Origin of the sequence: Streptomyces sp. NPDC056161 (assembly GCF_042268025.1) — a bacterium.
Lineage (GTDB): Bacteria > Actinomycetota > Actinomycetes > Streptomycetales > Streptomycetaceae > Streptomyces.
Genome location: NZ_JBHJUV010000104.1, coordinates 1 through 15,512, shown reverse-complemented (window position 1 = coordinate 15,512; position 15,512 = coordinate 1). Strand labels below are relative to the sequence as shown.

Sequence of the window (15,512 nt, the reverse complement as noted above, 5' to 3'; positions counted from 1 at the left end):
CGGCCGGAACGGACACCTTCAGGTTCCCGAACCGGCATCAGCCCACGTCAGGGCAGACAGAAGCACCTCCGGCGCACGCCACGGGATTTACCACGTCCCCGGCGCGCACCAAAGGTGCGCTGGATCGCTGACCTGCGAATTCGCCTGGGGGCTGGGGGAGTCCGGACGAGAGTTCAGGCAGCCGGGACGAGGGCGGGGGAGCGGAGTGGGGGGAGGCGGGGGACGGGCAAGGGGCGGGCGGGGAGCGGGCGAGGGAGGGAAGGGCGGAGTCAGGAGCAGACGGCGCCGGCTGTCGGCACCTTTCCGTCCAGTAGATAGGCATTCACAGCATTCTGTACGCACTTGTCCTTGCTGTCGTACGCTCCGTGCCCCTGCCCCTTGTACGTCAGCTCGACGCCGACGCCCTTGCCGAGCGCGTCCACCATCCTCCGCGCGCCCTCGTACGGGGTCGCGGGGTCGCCGGTGTTGCCCACGACCAGGATCGGCGCGGCTCCCGGCGCGCTCACCTCGGGGTGGTCGGCGGCGCCCGGCACCGCCCAGTTGGTGCAGCTCAGCATGCCCCACGCGAGGAAATCCCCGAACAGTGGAGAGGCCGCGCGGAACGTCGGCAGCTTCCGCTGGATGTCGTCGACGGTGTACCGCGGTTTCTCGTCGGCGCAGTTGATGGCGATGTTCGCCGGGATGATGTTGCTGTACTCACCGTTCTGGTTGCGGCCGTTCATCGAGTCGGACAGCAGCATCAGGATCTTGCCGTCGCCGTCGTACGCCTCCTCCAGGCCCGCCGTGAGGTACTCCCAGAAGTCCTTGGAGTACAGGGACTGCGCGATGCCGTTGGTGGCGTCGGTCTGGGTGAGCTGACGCGGGAAGATGCCCGGGATCGGCTTCTTGTCGAGGTCTTTGAGCAGCTTGGCGATGCGGTTCTTGACGTCCTGAGAGGTGTCCCCGATCGGGCACTCCTCGATCTTCGACGTGCAGTCGTCGGCGAAGTTGTCGAGCGCGAGCTGGAAGCCCTTGGCCTGCCCCAGCGCGCTTTGCTCGGGGTCCTTGGTGGGGTCCACGACCCCGTCGAAGACGGCCCGTCCCACGTGCTTGGGGAACAAGTGGGCGTAGACGCCGCCCAGTTCGGTGCCGTACGAGATGCCGAAGTAGTGCAGCTTGCTGTCGCCCAGGACCTGGCGCATCAGGTCCATGTCGCGGGCGGCATCCGTGGTGCGCACATGCGGAAGGGTCCGCCCGGAGTTCTTCTCGCAGGCCGCGTTGAACTGCTTGGTGCGGTTCACGAGCTGGGCGCGTTCGGCGCTGTTGTCGGGCGTCGCGTCCTGCTGGAAGTACTCGTCGAGCTGGGCGTTGCTCTTGCACTTGACGGGATCGCTGCGGCCGACCCCGCGCGGGTCGAAGCTCACCAGGTCGTAGCGGGTGCGCAGTTTCGCGTAGTCGCCTGCGAAGGCGGGCAGCGAGGTGACGCCGCTGCCGCCGGGTCCGCCGAAGTTGAAGATGAGCGAGCCGATCCGCTTGCCCGGGTCACCGCTGGCCCGCGCCCGGATGAGGGCGATCCCGAGGGTGTCGCCCTTGGGGTTGCTCCAGTCCAGGGGAGCCTCCATGGTGGCGCACTGCCACGTGCCGCCTCCCGGCAGCGGCGACGGGGGATTGCCGCCCCCCTGGGCCTCGGAGGGAGCCGGGCAGTCCTTCCAGTCCAGCTTCTGGGCCAGCAGGTTCCCGTCCCTCGAACCGCCGCCGCAGGCCACGAGCAGGGCGGGCAGCAGGGCGGTGGCAGCCAGGGCGGTGCGGATCCGGGAGGGCCTCATGAACCCATCCTGCGGGCCCGCGCACCCGGGCGCGCGGGACGCGGGCCGTACGAGGTACCGGGCGCTCCGCTCGACGCGTCGTGCCCACGGGTGCGCCGCCGGCCTCCCCCGGGCTCTCGGCTCCCGCCCGGACCCGGTCCACCCGCTGTCGGCCCGCCCTGGCTCCGACCCGACTGCTCGGCCCCGCCTACAGGGCCCCCCGGCGCGAGAGGTGGTTGAAGGCCAGCCAGCCCGGCAGCACCGGCAGCCACAGCGTGAGCAGCCGGAACAGCAGTACGGCCGGAGCGGCGACCTCCTTGGGGAGCCCGACTGCGATCAGGCCGACGGTCAGGGTGGCCTCCACGGCGCCCACGCCGCCCGGGGTCGGGGCGGCGGAGCCGAGCGCGTTGCCGGCGAGGAAGACGACGGCGACGCTGGCGATGCTGAGCGAGGTCGACTCGTCGCCGAACGCGCGGATCGAGGCGTCCAGGCACATCACGAAGCAGGCGGTGAGCAGCAGCATGCCGCCGATGCCCGTGATCAGCTTCTGCGGGCGCTGCAACACGTCGAGCATGCGCGGCACGACACCCGCGAACAGCGACCTCACGCGCGTGAGGACGAATTTCCGCAGGAACGGCACCGAGGTCACCACGAGCACGAGCACCGCCACCGTCAGCAGACCGGCGATGACCGTACGGGACGGCGACAGCGACGGCGTCTTCTCGGTGCCGGTCAGATAGCCGAAGGACAGCAGCATCAGGATGTGGCAGCCGAGCCCGAACAACTGGGACGCGCCGACGCTCGCCACCGCGAGCCCGGGGCGCACCCCGGCGCGTTGCAGGAAGCGCGTGTTGAGGGCGACACCGCCGACTGCGGCCGGCGCCACGATCTTCACGAACGACCCGGCGACCTGCGCCGCCACGGTCCGTACGAACGGCACACGCTCGGGCACGAAGCCCAGGAGCGCCATCGCCGCGGCGACGTAGCTGAGCGCCGAGAACGCCACCGCCGCGGCGAGCCAGCCCCATTGGGCCTGTGCGAAGAGGGTGGCGAACTGGATGTGCGTGAGCTGGGTCAGCAGGTAGTAGGCGCCGATGGCACCCGCGATGAAACTGATCAGCGTGCGCGGTCGCACCCGTTCCAGCCGGGCGGGTTCCACGGGCGCCTGCGGCCTGATCCGCAGCACCTGGTGCCGGATCTGGGTGAGCAGATCCTCCTCGCGGGCCTCTTCCAGGGCCTCGTCGATGGCCCGTTTCTCGGCCCGCTGCTCGGCCCGCGCCGTCTTCTTGTCGGGTTTCTCCAGGGCGGGCCTGCTGTCCTCCGGGGCTGCCTCCAGACGGGCGAGTTTGGCCTGCCGGGACGCCTCCAGGACCGCTTCGCGCTCGCGCTGCGCCCGTTCGCGGGCCAGTTTGCGCAGCGTCGCGCGCGTGGAGCGGGTCAGCGCGATCGGCTGGAGCATCGGCAGACAGTCGGCGACGGCGTCGGGGCCGAGGACACCGACCGCGGAGGCGACCGCCCGTTCGGCGCCCACCCGAAGCCCCAGGGTGGTCACCAGCTGCGCGACATCCATACGCAGCAGCAAATCTCCGGCCGCGATCTCGCCTCCGCGTAGATCAGTGAGCACTACCGCACCGGAGGGATTCAGCAGTATCGCGTCGCCCGCGAGCCTACTGTGTGCGATTCGTCGCGACTGCAAAGCCTGGACCTGGTGCCAGGCCAGGCGCAGCAACTCGTCGGTGATCTCCTCGTCGGCCAGCGAGTCGAGCGTGCGCCCACCGGTGTGCTCGTAGACGAGCATGACGGCGTCGGGGCCCAGTTCGGAGGTGGCGATCAGCCGGGGCGCGTTGGCGCCGGCCGCGATGGCGGCGTACGCCAGCAGCGCCTCCTGCTCCAGCGCCTGGCGCAGCGACTGGAAACTGGAGCGGGTGGTGAAGCCGCGCAGGGTCAGATTGCGCCACGCCCGGTAGAAGAAGCCCTGTGCCTGCTGCTCGCGGTCGACCACCGTGACGTCGAGTGGCGGCCCGTCCTCCAGGGTCACGAAGTAGCGCCGGCCACGGTCGCCGTTCTCGGAGTCCGGGGCCTCTTCGCGGGCGGCGGTCACCGGGTGGAAGCCGACCCGGCGCAGGCCCGCCATCAGCGTCTGCCCGGTGGGCCGGACGTTCGGGGAGCCGACCGCGTACAGCGTGCCGTAGGCGACGGTCCAGCCGATCAGCACCGTCAGGATGATCGAGAACGGCGTCGTGTAGCCGGTGACGAGCATGGAGAACGCGTCGAGCAGCAGCACGATCCACAGCACGGCGCGCCAGCGCGGTCTGCGGGACATGCCGACGGCCGTCATGTACGCGATGACCGGGGCCAGATAGCCGTGCACCGGGTCGGTCAGCGCGTGGATGTTGCCCGGGGACGGCTGGGTGAGCGCCTCCTGGATGGAGCTCGGGGCGGCGCGGGCGACCCACAGGTCGGTGGCGAGCGTCACTCCGTGCGCGAGGACCGCCGCCAGGACGCCGTCGGCGATGCGCAGCCCGTCCCGTTTGATCAGCCGCTCGATCGCGAACGCGACCGGCACCAGGAGGATCGCGATGCTCGACGCCAGCCCCGCGATCTTGATCAGCAGATCGGGTGCCTGGCCGGTGCCCTTGTTGATGTCCTGTTCCAGGCCCGAGGTGGTGCCGTGGGCGAAGGCGGCGATGGCCAGGAGCACGACGATCGCCAGCACGCCCACCATCAGACGCATCAGGTCGGAAGGGCGGTGCACGCGCGCGGGGAGGAGCGGCTCGTCGCCCTCGACCTCCTCGATGTGCGCGTCGGCAGGGCAGTCGTTCCCGGGTGCGGTACCGGTGCCGTTCTCCTCCTCGGCGGGGCTGGTGCCGTGCGTCCCGGCGGTGTCCGGGCGCGCCGCCGCGTCGGAGGTGCCCTCCGCGCCCTCGGCGTGCACGCCCTGCTGCTTCATCGCCTCTTCTTGGTCTCGTATCACCGGTCACCGCCCGCACGATGGTGGCATGGCCCTCCGACACACGGTGTCGTCAGGGTGCGATTGCGGGAGCGCACAGTGTGTCGGAAACACCGCCGGAGGGCGAGGGCAGGCGCCGCCCCGCTCGCGTCCCGTTGTCGGTGGGGTGGGGCAGGATGGGGCGAATGAGCGAGGAGAGCCTTTCGGGCCGGGCACCCGACGAGGGGCACCCGGACGCACTGCCGGAGTACGCCGAGCGGGTCCTCGACGTCGCCGAACGGATCCCACCCGGGCGGGTCATGACGTACGGGGACGTCGCCGAGTGGCTGGAGGAGGGCGGACCGCGCCAGGTCGGCCGGGTGATGGCCCTCTACGGGGGAGCCGTGCCGTGGTGGCGCGTCGTGCGGTCCGACGGAGGGCTGCTCGCGGGCCACGAACTGCGCGCGCTCGGCCACTACCGCGCGGAGGGCACGCCGCTGAAGGAGGCGAGCAGGGCAGCCGAGAGCCACCTGCCGCGACTCGACATGAGACGGGCCCGGTGGGACGGCGGCGGAAGCGCACAGGGTCACACCTGACAGCTTCCGCCATGGAAGCCCCATTGGGGGAACCGGTGGCCCGTACGAGGGACACGGGGGACGTCTGCGGCATGCCGTACGTTCGTGAGGCGTGGGACACGAGTGCCGTGAGTGCCGTGAGTGCACTGCGGGAAGAGGCGGAAGCGCTGCTTCCGCAGCGGACGTCGGCGTAGCGTCGGCCACACGGGTCCCCCTCACCCCGCGGCCACCATCCCGCGCGCGGGACAGCCAGACGAGTACGAGTACCAGGACCGGCGAACCACGTGAGCTCCTCCTCCACCACCAGGAACCTGCCGCACCCCGAGGCGCGGCAGGGGAGCCGTGGCGCCTACCGGCTGGTCCGTACCCCGCCGGCCGAACCCGAGCCCCCTGGTCTGGACGCCGCCCAGCGCGCGGTGGTTGACCACCGGTCCGGACCTCTGCTGGTTCTCGCCGGACCCGGCACCGGCAAGACCACCACACTGGTGGAGTCCGTGGCCGCGCGGGTCGCCCGCGGCGCGGACCCCGAGCGGATCCTGGTGCTGACCTTCAGCCGCCGGGCCGCCACCGAGTTGCGCGACCGCATGGCCCGGCGCGTGGGCGCGGCCCGCGCGCCCCGGGCGACCACCTTCCACTCGTACTCGTACGCCCTGGTCCGTGCCCACCAGGACAGCGACCTGTTCGTGGAGCCGCTGCGGCTGCTCTCCGGCCCCGAGCAGGACGTGACCGTCCGCGACCTGCTCGCGGGCCAGCCGGACCTGGAGCGGCTCGGCCTCGCCCATGTGCGCTGGCCGGACGAGCTGCGGGCCTGCCTGACCACCCGCGGCTTCGCCGACGAGGTCCGCGCCGTCCTGGCCCGCAGCCGGGAACTCGGCCTCGGTCCCGCCGCCCTGGACGCCTTCGCCCACCGCATCGGCCGCCCCGACTGGCGGGCCGCCGCCGCCTTCCTCGCCGAATACCTCGACGTGCTCGACCTGCAAGGCGTCCTCGACTACGCGGAACTCGTCCACCGCGCGGTGCTGCTGGCCGGCCGCCCCGAGATCGCGGCCAGGCTCGCCGCCCGGTACGACGCCGTGTACGTCGACGAGTACCAGGACACCGACCCGGCCCAGGTGCGCCTGCTGCACGCCCTCGCGGGCGGTGGCCGCACCCTGGTCGCCTTCGGTGACCCCGACCAGTCGATCTACGCGTTCCGGGGCGCCGACGTCAACGGCATCCTGGACTTCCCCGCGGCCTTCCCGCGCGCGGACGGCCGTCCGGCACCCACGGAGGTGCTGCGGACCTCGCGCCGCTCCGGAGCCGCCCTGCTGGCCGCGACCCGCCTGCTGACCCAGCGCATGCCCCTGACCAGACTTCCGGCCGACAAGATGCGCGCCCACCGCGAACTCGTCCCGGTGCGCGACACCGGCCGCGTCGAGGTCTACACGTACCCCACGGCAGGCACCGAACTGGACAACATCGCCGACATCCTGCGCAGGGCGCACCTGGAGGACGGCGTCGCCTGGAACGACATGGCGGTCCTGGTCCGTGCCGGATCCCGCACCATACCCACCGTCCGCCGGGCCCTCACCTCGGCCGGGGTACCCCTCGACATCGACGGTGACGACCTGCCATTGCGCCATGAACCGGCGGTGGCACCGCTGCTGGCCGCGCTCCGGGCGGTCGCGGCGGCAGAGGCGGCGCGGCCGGGTGCAAGGGGCGCACAAGAGGACGAGGAGCCCAGCGGCAAGGGGCCGGTCCACGGAGCCGATCCCTCCGTGGAGCAGCCCTCCGGGGAGGACACCCTCGGGTCCCTGCGGGACGACAGTTCCTGGCTCGACACCGAGACCGCGCTGACCCTGCTCGCCTCACCGCTCGCCGGTATGGACGCCGCCGACCTGCGTCGGCTCGGCCGGGCCCTGCGCGAGGAGGAGAGAGCGGCGGGCGATCCGCTGCCGCCGCCCTCGGACGAACTGCTCGCGCGGGCGCTCGCCGAGCCCGAGCGGCTGGTCGCGCACGACCCGGCGTACGCCAGGGGCGCACAGCGCCTCGGCGCGCTGCTGAAGAAGGCCAGGGAGCGCCTGGCGGGCGGCGGCACCGCCGAGGAGGCGCTGTGGGAGCTGTGGGAGGGCACGCCATGGCCCGCCCGCCTGGCCCGGACCGCCCGGCGCGGCGGCGCGGCGGGCCGCAACGCCGATCGTGACCTCGACGCCGTGTGCGCCCTGTTCGCCACCGCCGCGCGGGCGGAGGAGCGCACCGGTGGCCGTGGTGCCCTCAACTTCCTGGAGGAGATCGACGCCGAGGACATCGCCGCGAACACACTCGCCCAGCGCTCCGTGCGCCCCGACGCCGTCCGGCTGATGACCGCCCACCGCGCCAAGGGCCTGGAGTGGCGCCTGGTCGTGGTGGCCGGCGTCCAGGAAGGTCTGTGGCCGGACCTGCGCCGTCGCGGCTCCCTCCTGGAGGCCGACCGCATCGGCCGCGACGGGCTCGCCGAACCCCTCACCCCGGGTGCGCTGCTCGCCGAGGAGCGCCGACTGTTCTACGTGGCCGCCACGCGCGCGCGTGAACGTCTCGTCGTCACCGCGGTGAAGGCGCCCGCGGACGACGGCGACCGGCCCTCCCGCTTCCTCGCCGAACTGGGCGTCGAGCCCAGGGACGTCACCGGCCGTCCCCGCCGTCCCCTGTCGGTGGCCGCCCTGGTCGCCGAACTGCGTGCCACCACGGTCGACCCGCGCGCGTCCGCCGGTCTGCGCGAGGCCGCCGCCCGCCGCCTGGCCCGGCTCGCCGCGCTCGGCGACGAAGAAGGCCGCCCGCTGGTCCCGTCGGCGCACCCGGAACGCTGGTGGGGCATGTTCGAACCGACCACGAGCAAGGTGCCGCTGCGCGACCGCGACCAGCCCGTCGTGCTGTCCGGCAGCGCCCTCGACCAGCTCGCCAACACCTGTTCCCTCCAGTGGTTCCTGGGCCGCGAGGTGAAGGCAGACGCACCGGCCACCACCGCCCAGGGGTTCGGCAATGTCGTGCACGTCCTCGCCGACGAGGTCGCCTCGGGGCGCACTCCGGCCGACCTCTCCGTCCTGATGGAACGCCTGGAGTCGGTGTGGAACGCGCTCGCCTTCGACGCGCCCTGGAAGTCGGCGCAAGAGAAGGAGCACGCGCGCGTGGCGCTCGAACGCTTCCTTGCGTGGCACGTCGACTCCAACGGCGTCCGGGCCGGGCGCAAGCCGGTGACCAGCGAGCACGACTTCGACGTCACCCTGGAAGCGGGCGAGTTCGAGGTGCGCATCCGCGGCCAGATGGACCGTGTGGAGACGGACGGCGAAGGGCGTGCCTACGTGGTCGACTTCAAGACCGGCAAACAGGCGCCCAGTACGGCGGAGGTGGCCCGCCACCCCCAGCTGGCCGTCTATCAGCTCGCCGTCCGTGAGGGCGCCGTCGACGACGCCTTCGACGGCGTGCGCCCCGAACCGGGCGGCGCCGAACTCGTCCACCTCAGGCAGGGCGCCGCCCAACGGGACGGCGGCGAGAGCCTGCCGAAGGTACAGGCCCAGGAGCCCCTGGCGGGCGAGTGGGTCGGCGATCTGCTTGCCACCGCCGCCGGCAAGGTCCTCGACGAGCGGTTCACACCGACCACCGGCCAGCACTGCACCCACTGCGCGTTCCGGGCGTCCTGCAGCGCGCGTCCCGAAGGACGGCACGTGGTCGAGTGAATCTCCGCGTATTTACGTGTAATGGCATGTATCTCTGCGCAGCGCCACTTATCCCCACGTAGCGCCGCTGGCTCCGCGTACGGCACGTCGTACGCGGAGCCGCGTACGTAACTGCCGTCACGTACGTACTGCGGTGACCTGCGTACTGCGGTGACCTGCGTACTGCTCTGACGCGCGCACTGGCCTTGCGTGCGCGCTGCTGCGCCGTACGTACCGCCGTGCTGTCCAGCCTGGACACGTCATGGCGCCTGCGCCATCACCCGGGCCGGCCCGCGCCGACACCGGCTGCCCCGTGCCCCCACGGGCCCCCGCCGACCGATCCCCGCGTCGACTGTCAGTGCCCGCCGATAGCCTCTGCGTCATGCCCGCTCGCATCACCGACCCCGAGCAGCTCAAGCAGTTGCTCGGCATCCCGTTCACCCCGGAGCAGACGGCCTGCATCACCGCGCCGCCCGCCCCGCAGGTGATCGTGGCCGGAGCCGGGTCGGGCAAGACCACCGTGATGGCGGCCCGCGTGGTCTGGCTGGTCGGCACCGGCCAGGTCGCCCCCGAACAGGTCCTCGGCCTGACCTTCACCAACAAGGCCGCCGGAGAACTCGCCGAGCGCGTCCGCAAGGCACTGGTCAACGCAGGCGTCACCGACCCCGACGTCATCGACCCGGACAACCCGCCGGGGGAGCCGGTCATCTCCACCTACCACGCCTTCGCGGGCCGCCTCCTGGCCGACCACGGCCTGCGCATCGGGCTGGAGCCGACGTCCCGGCTCCTCGCCGACGCCACCCGCTACCAGCTCGCCGCGCGCGTGCTGCGCGAGGCCCCCGGCCCCTACCCGGCACTCACCCGCTCCTTCGCCGACCTGGTCAGCGACCTACTCGCGCTCGACGCCGAACTCGCCGAACACCTCGTACGCCCCGAGGACCTGCGCACCTGGGACACCGGGCTGCTGCGCACCCTGGAGGGCACGAAACTCACCAATGCCGACCTGCGCAGGGTCCCCGAGGCGGCCGCGGCCCGCCGCGAACTCGCCGGCCTGGTACTGCGCTACCGGGCCGCCAAACGCGACCGCGACCTGCTCGACTTCGGCGACCAGATCGCGCTGTCCGCCGCCCTCGCCGCGATCCCGGAGGTCGGCCGGGTACTGCGCGACGAGTTCCGTGTGGTGCTGCTCGACGAGTACCAGGACACCTCGGTGGCCCAGCGGGTCCTGCTGGCCGGGCTGTTCGGCGGGGGCACCGGCCACCCCGTGACCGCCGTCGGCGACCCGTGCCAGGCGATCTACGGCTGGCGCGGCGCCTCCGTCGCCAACCTCGACGACTTCCCCGAGCACTTCGCGCACCCCGACGGCCGCGCCGCCACCCGACAGGCGCTCAGCGAGAACCGCCGCAGCGGCGGCCGTCTCCTCGACCTCGCCAACGGCCTCGCCGCACCCCTGCGCGCGATGCACGCGGGCGTGCAGGCCCTTCGCCCGGCCCCCGGAGCCGAGCGTGACGGCACGGTCCGCTGCGCCCTGCTGCACACCCACGGCGAGGAGATGGCCTGGCTCGCCGACTCCATCGCCCACCTCGTCCGGACCGGGAAGGCGCCCGGCGAGATCGCCGTCCTGTGCCGCACGGCGGCCGACTTCGCCCAGATCCAGGGCGCGCTCGTCGCCCGCGACATCCCCGTCGAAGTGGTCGGTCTCTCCGGACTGCTGCACCTGCCCGAGGTCGCCGACCTCGTCGCCGTCTGCGAAGTCCTCCAGGACCCCGGCGCCAACGCCTCCCTGGTGCGCCTGCTGACCGGCCCGCGCTGGCGGATCGGCGCCCGCGACCTCGCCCTACTGGGGCGGCGCGCCCGCCTCCTCGTGTCCCACGCGCGCGTGGACGCCGACGACGACCCCGACCGCAGGCTGGCCGAGGCCGTCGAGGGGATCGACCCGTCCGAGGTGATATCGCTCGCGGACGCGCTCGACACCTTCCTGGAGTCCCCCATGGACGGGGACGGCACCGACGACGGGCTGCCCTTCTCCGCGGACGCGCGCGTGCGCTTCGCCCGCCTGGCCGCCGAACTGCGCGAACTGCGGCGCTCCCTGTCCGACCCGCTGATGGACGTCCTGCACCGCGTCCTCGCCGTCACCGGCCTCGAAGTGGAACTGTCGGCGTCCCCGCACGCCCTTGCGGCCCGCCGCCGCGAGACCCTGTCGAACTTCCTGGACGTCGCCGCCTCCTTTGCTGCGGGCGAGAGCGAGGCCACACTGCTGGCCTTCCTGGGCTTCCTGCGCACCGCCGCCCAGTACGAGAAGGGCCTGGACAACGCCCTTCCCGGAGGGGAGAACACCGTCAAGGTGCTCACCGCGCACAAGTCCAAGGGCCTGGAATGGGACGTCGTCGCCGTGCCCGGCCTGGTCACCGGTACCTTCCCCAGCACCCAGGGCCGGGAGAAGTGGACCTCGCAGGCCAAGGTGCTGCCGCACGGGCTGCGCGGCGACGCCGACACCCTGCCCGACCTCGCGAGCTGGGACTCGCGGGGCATGCGGGCCTTCCACGAGGACATGAAGGACCACCAGCACACCGAGGAACTCCGCCTCGGTTACGTCACCTTCACCCGTCCCCGCTCGCTGCTCCTCGGCTCCGGGCACTGGTGGGGACCCGCGCAGAAGAAGCCCCGTGGCCCCTCCGAGTTCCTGTGGGCGCTGCACGACCACTGCGCCGCCGGGTACGGCGAGATCGAGGCGTGGGCGGACGAACCCGAAGAGGGCGAGGAGAACCCGGTCCTGCACGAGGCGGCCGCCGACCGGGCCTGGCCGCTGCCCCTGGACAGTGACGCCCTGGCCCGCCGCCGGGCCGCCGCCGAGACGGTCCTCGCCCACTTGGACGGCCTCCCCTCGCGCGTGGGTGGCCGTCCCGCGGCCCTGCACGCCCCCGGCAGCCTCGACGACCCGGACTGGCCGCCGCCGGACGACGACGCACCCTTCGACGCCGAATCCCCCCATGGCCCCTACGAGGACCAGCCACCTCACGACCCCTACGAGGACGAGCCCTCCCTCGCTGCCTACGGTGAGGAGGAGTCCCCCTTCGATCCCGACGCGGAGGAGTCCCCCTTCGCGGAGGACCCGGCCGACTGGGACCAGTGGTCCGACGACCGCCCGACGGTCCCGCACCAGGCAGGCGCGCCCGCCCCGCCGGCGCCCGCCCATCCCCGTCCCATCGAGCCCGAGCACACCGGCCTCACCCCCGAGGAAGCCCGCACCATCGCCTCCTGGGACCGCGATCTCGACGCGCTCACCGGAGAACTGCTGCGCGCGCGGGAGCGTGTGACGGACGTCCCACTGCCCGCCACGCTGACCGCGACCCAGGTGCTGCGCCTGGCTGCCGACCCGGACGGGCTCGCACAGGAACTCGCCCGCCCGATGCCCCGCCCCCCACAACCGGCCGCGCGCCGAGGCACCCGGTTCCACGCGTGGGTGGAGGCCCGCTACGAAGAGTTGACGCTGCCGATGCTGGAGCCGGAGGAGCTGCCCGGCACCGAGGCCGAGATCGCCGACGAGCGTGACCTGGAGGCGCTCAAGGAGGCATTCGAACGCACCGAGTACGCACGCCGTACGCCCTACCGCGTCGAGGTCCCCGTCCAGCTCGCCCTGGCCGGGCGCCTGGTGAGAGGCCGGATCGACGCCGTCTACAAGAACGGCGACGGCGACACGGCGACGTACGAGATCGTCGACTGGAAGACCGGCCGCGGCCGCACCGCCGACCCGCTCCAACTCGCGGTGTACCGGCTGGCCTGGGCCGAGCAGCAGGGCATACCGCCCGAATCCGTCACCGCCGTCTTCCTTCACGTGCGCAGCGGCGAGGTCGTACGACCGGTCGGCCTGCCGGACCGGGCGGCGCTCGAAAGGCTGCTCACCGGGGAGCCGCGGCCTGAGCCCCCGGTGTGACGAACAGCCCGATCAGGATGCCCGTACGGGCCGATAGGCTCGATGTCATGAGCCAGACCCCGGACAGCGCCGTCCGCGCGTACATCGAGCAGCACCGTCCCGCCTTCCTGGACGACCTCGCGGAGTGGCTGCGCATCCCGTCCGTGTCGGCGCAGCCCGACCACGCGCCCGACGTACGGCGCAGCGCCGACTGGCTCGCCGCCAAGCTCAAGGAGACCGGTTTCCCCACCACCGAGGTCTGGGACACGCCGGGCGCCCCTACCGTCTTCGCCGCGTGGCCTGCGGACGACCCCGAGGCGCCCACGGTCCTCGTCTACGGCCACCACGACGTCCAGCCGGCCGCCCGCGCGGACGGCTGGGACAGCGAGCCGTTCGAGCCCGTGGTCCGGGACGGCCGCCTCTACGCGCGCGGGGCGGCCGACGACAAGGGCCAGGTGTTCTTCCACACACTCGGCGTCCGCGCCCACCTCGCCGCCACCGGCCGCACCGCCCCCGCCGTCCACCTCAAACTGCTGATCGAGGGCGAGGAAGAGGCCGGTTCTCCGCACTTCCGGGCGCTCGTCGAGGAGCGGGCCGACCGGCTCGCCGCCGACGCCGTGATCGTCTCCGACACCGGCATGTGGTCCGCGGACACCCCCACCGTCTGCACCGGCATGCGCGGCGTCGCCGAGTGCGAGATCCGGCTGTACGGACCCGACCAGGACATCCATTCCGGTTCCTTCGGCGGCGCCGTGCCCAACCCGGCCACCGCCGCGGCCCGTCTCGTCGCCGCCCTGCACGACGAGCACGCGCGCGTGACGATCCCCGGCTTCTACGACGGCATCGTCGAACTCACCGACCGCGAGCGGGAACTCTTCGCCGACCTGCCCTTCGACGAGCCGCAATGGCTGCGCACCGCCAAGTCGCACGCCGCCCACGGCGAAGCCGGACACACCACCCTGGAACGCGTCTGGGCACGTCCCACCGCCGAGGTCAACGGCATCGGCGGCGGCTACCAGGGCCCCGGGAACAAGACGATCATCCCGTCCTCGGCGATGGTGAAGCTCTCCTTCCGGACGGTCGCGGGCCAGGACCCCGACCACGTCGAGAAGGCCGTCCGCGCCTGGGCCGCGGACCAGGTGCCCGCGGGGATCCGCTGCGAGATCGACTTCGGCAGCGCCACGCGCGCGTGCCTGACCCCACTGGACCACCCCGCCCTTCAGTCCGTCGCCCGCGCCATGGGCCGCGCCTTCGGAAAGCCCGTCCGCTTCACGCGCGAGGGGGGCTCCGGACCGGCCGCCGGCCTTCAGGAGGTCCTCGGCGCCCCTGTCCTGTTCCTGGGCATCTCCGTACCGTCCGACGGCTGGCACGCGCCCAACGAGAAGGTCGAGCTCGACCTGCTGCTCAAGGGCGTCGAGACCAGCGCCTACCTGTGGGCCGACCTGGCGGAGAACTGGCGCCATGAGCCCTGAAACGGTGCCGTGCAAAGCGCCCGCGCCCGCGCGGCACACTGGAAGGACCGTCCTGCCCGCACCGCACCCGCCCGACCCGGTTCCCTCCCGCCCTTCGATCCGCTGAACCGCCCGCCGAACCCAACCGTTCCACTGGGGGAGTTGGAAGCACCCGTGACCACCTGGACCGACCACACCGCCGACCGACCCATCTCGCTCACCGCTCCCAGCGGCATCGACCGCGCCGCCCACCACCGCCTCGACGAGGCATGGCTCGCGGCGGCGTGGAGTCACCCCACCACCCGCTGTTTCGTGGTCTCCGGCGGCCAGGTCCTCATCGACGAGACAGCGGACGGCCGCACCGAACTCGTCATGACCCCGTCCTTCGAGGCTCCCCTCACCGAGGCACACCGCTACTTCCTGGGCACCGACGACGACGGGGTGAGCTATTTCGCCCTCCAGAAGGACTCGCTGCCCGGCCGTATCGACCAGTCCGCCCGCCCGGCCGGGCTGCGCGAGGCAGGGTTGTTCCTGTCGCCGCGTGACGCCGGTCTGATGGTGCACGCGGTCGGTCTGGAGAACTGGCAGCGCACCCACCGTTTCTGCTCGCGCTGCGGTGAGCGCACGGTGATCGCCGCAGCGGGGCACATCCGCCGCTGCCCGGCCTGCGGCGCCGAGCACTACCCGCGTACCGACCCCGCCGTGATCATGGCCGTCACCGACGACGAGGACCGCATCCTGCTCGGCCGCCAGGTCCACTGGCCCGAGGGCCGCTTCTCCACGCTGGCCGGGTTCGTCGAGCCCGGCGAGTCCATCGAGCAGTCGGTGCGCCGCGAGGTCTTCGAGGAGGCCGGCATCACCGTCGGCCCGGTCGAGTACGTCGCGAGCCAGCCCTGGCCGTTCCCGTCCAGCCTCATGCTGGGTTTCATGGCCCACGCCACCTCGACCGACATCGAGGTCGACGGCGACGAGATCCACGAGGCGCGCTGGTTCTCCCGCGAGGAACTGCGGGCCGCCTTCGAGTCCGGTGAGGTGCAGCCGCCGTACGGCATCTCCATCGCCGCCCGTCTCATCGAGCTGTGGTACGGCAAGCCGCTGCCGACCCGCAGCTTCGTCTGAGAACCGGCCCGCCGGCGGCGAGCCGAGGACGCCGAGTGACGTGCAAGGGGTGGTGGTCCCGGCCGGGACC

General features: G+C 72.6%; 7 protein-coding genes. 5 read left to right on the top strand and 2 right to left on the bottom strand.

Annotated features, from left to right (window positions below):
• Window positions 1-269: 269 nt before the first annotated feature.
• Both ACFC09_RS44655 and ACFC09_RS44650 read right to left on the bottom strand, forming a co-directional pair.
• Entirely contained in the window at window positions 270-1,805 is a 1,536-nt protein-coding gene (locus tag ACFC09_RS44655) for an alpha/beta hydrolase (RefSeq protein ID WP_376538695.1), read from the bottom strand.
• A gap of 187 nt (window positions 1,806-1,992) precedes the next feature.
• Window positions 1,993-4,734: a lysylphosphatidylglycerol synthase domain-containing protein gene (locus ACFC09_RS44650; protein WP_376538693.1), complete on the bottom strand. Its 2,742-nt coding sequence runs from the start codon at window positions 4,732-4,734 to the stop codon at window positions 1,993-1,995.
• A 185-nt stretch (window positions 4,735-4,919) separates the two neighbouring features.
• Between ACFC09_RS44650 and ACFC09_RS44645 the strand changes: the two genes are divergently transcribed.
• From ACFC09_RS44645 to nudC, 5 genes are all read left to right on the top strand, one after another.
• Window positions 4,920-5,309: an MGMT family protein gene (locus tag ACFC09_RS44645; protein WP_376538691.1), complete on the top strand. Its 390-nt coding sequence runs from the start codon at window positions 4,920-4,922 to the stop codon at window positions 5,307-5,309.
• A 263-nt stretch (window positions 5,310-5,572) separates the two neighbouring features.
• Complete coding sequence (locus ACFC09_RS44640) at window positions 5,573-8,980, top strand: ATP-dependent helicase (protein WP_376538689.1); 3,408 nt, start codon at window positions 5,573-5,575, stop codon at window positions 8,978-8,980.
• A gap of 361 nt (window positions 8,981-9,341) precedes the next feature.
• Complete coding sequence (locus tag ACFC09_RS44635; protein WP_376538687.1) at window positions 9,342-12,893, top strand: UvrD-helicase domain-containing protein; 3,552 nt, start codon at window positions 9,342-9,344, stop codon at window positions 12,891-12,893.
• Between the two features lie 47 nt (window positions 12,894-12,940).
• The gene (locus tag ACFC09_RS44630) at window positions 12,941-14,344 is read left to right on the top strand and encodes a dipeptidase (protein WP_376538685.1); all 1,404 of its coding nucleotides are present in this window, start codon (window positions 12,941-12,943) and stop codon (window positions 14,342-14,344) included.
• 153 nt (window positions 14,345-14,497) lie between these two features.
• Window positions 14,498-15,442, top strand: a complete 945-nt coding sequence (gene nudC, locus ACFC09_RS44625; protein WP_376538683.1) for an NAD(+) diphosphatase — start codon at window positions 14,498-14,500, stop codon at window positions 15,440-15,442.
• The last annotated feature ends 70 nt before the right edge of the window (window positions 15,443-15,512 follow it).

Bases quoted from the DNA above. Each gene is read 5' to 3' on its own strand.
- ACFC09_RS44655 (WP_376538695.1), bottom strand. From the start codon at position 1,805: ATGAGGCCCTCCCGGATCCGCACCGCCCTGGCTGCCACCGCCCTGCTG.
- ACFC09_RS44650 (WP_376538693.1), bottom strand. From the start codon at position 4,734: ATGAAGCAGCAGGGCGTGCACGCCGAGGGCGCGGAGGGCACCTCCGAC.
- ACFC09_RS44635 (WP_376538687.1), top strand. From the start codon at position 9,342: ATGCCCGCTCGCATCACCGACCCCGAGCAGCTCAAGCAGTTGCTCGGC.
- ACFC09_RS44645 (WP_376538691.1), top strand. From the start codon at position 4,920: ATGAGCGAGGAGAGCCTTTCGGGCCGGGCACCCGACGAGGGGCACCCG.
- ACFC09_RS44630 (WP_376538685.1), top strand. From the start codon at position 12,941: ATGAGCCAGACCCCGGACAGCGCCGTCCGCGCGTACATCGAGCAGCAC.